This is a genomic window from Thermincola ferriacetica (genome assembly GCF_001263415.1).
In the GTDB taxonomy this organism is placed as follows: Bacteria; Bacillota; Thermincolia; order Thermincolales; family Thermincolaceae; genus Thermincola; species Thermincola ferriacetica.
This window is the reverse complement of sequence record NZ_LGTE01000056.1, coordinates 1-1447: the sequence shown is the minus strand read 5'-3', so window position 1 is coordinate 1447 and position 1447 is coordinate 1. Positions and strand designations below refer to the sequence as shown.

1 protein-coding gene is annotated in these 1447 nt (G+C 41.1%); it reads right to left on the bottom strand.

What is annotated here, in order from left to right:
* Window positions 1-1325: IS21 family transposase (gene istA / locus Tfer_RS15620; protein WP_427916574.1), on the bottom strand; the 1325-nt coding region annotated here is incomplete at its 3' end.
* Window positions 1326-1447: the final 122 nt, after the last annotated feature.

Below are 1447 nucleotides of genomic sequence, written 5' to 3'. Positions count from 1 at the left end.
TGTTTTATAGATTCCGGGCTATGGCTTGTGACTACGGATTTTATGAGCAGGAACTGGTCTCTGACATATCTTGGTTTATCTAGTTTAATCATGTTGAGAAGTGTTTCTGCATCCTGACCACCGCCTAATAAATCCAGAATTGCAGCCTGCAGACCTGATATTTTATCTGAATGATCACGCAGGTGATTAGTATTTTGGATTAGTTGGCCTTTGCCATGGCAGATTCTATGTATGGCTACAACCTGGCCGGTTTCAGGTTCCGTAATTACAAGATTACCATCTTCTTCGGTTATGAAAAGCTTCTTACCTGGCTGATAAGTCCCTAATGGTACGGAATACCTGTTACTTTGATAGATGATGGTATTGTCTTTCCGTACGCCCCTTGGTAAAATGTTAGCAGATGTAATTTGTTGAGGGGATATCGGCTGTAAGTATTGCTTTTCGAGGAAGAATACTTCTGCCGGTATCCTTTTTGTTATGCCATGGATATTGGCATTACCGGTTCTATCAAGCCATTCCAGGCATTCTGTGTTAAATGAAGCTAAATCAACAAAAATCCTGTGGGCTGCAAAGTTGTTCTTTACATATTTAACTACTGTTTCAACCTTGCCTTTGCTCTCTGGATCAGCTGCGCGGCATAAATGAACTTTGAATTTCGTGGCCTGGCGGTATCGTTCAAATTCATGGGTGTAAATAACATCACCGTAATTTTCACTAACAGCCACTATTTTATCTTGATCAAAGACCAATTCCTTTGGAACACCACCGAAGTACTCAAAAGCATGATTGAGCATTTCCACAAGCTTAGCCGTAGTTAAAGGCTTGTCCCACCACTCAGCGTATTTGTACCTGGAGTGTGATAAGACCATACCCATACAGTAAAGCTTGGTTGCTGACCCATCGGCTCGGTATACCACTTTTTCACCGAAATCAACTTGTGCCTGGTAACCCATAGGCGGGTCAGCCACAGCTTGATAATGTCTAGCCGGTGCACTTTTAGGAATATTGTGTTTTGCTCTTAACTTATGTACAAAATCTCTGACAGTTCGATCTTTACCATGGTATGAGTCTGGATATCGCTCTTTAAGCCAGTCATGTACCTGAGCACTAGTCATATCTGGGTGCTCAGTAAGCCAACCCAGGATTTCTTTTTCATACTGTTCCAAGTATCTGGGCCTTTGTCTCGAATTAACCAAAAGCTGATGGTAATCTTCAGGAGACATGTTCCAATACTTTTTTACTGTTTTCACGTCGATTCCAAGTTTCTTTGCTACTCTTGCCTTTTTGAAGCCACTTTCTTTTAATTGATGAATTCGGCTGTACATGTTCCACCCCTTCATTTATTCCCCTCCTGTCTGAATTAAGCATATCAGACAACGAGGTTATTTTGGTCAAAAACATCCGTTTTTGTTTGCCGAAATTCATCCATTTTATTTTACCACTTACA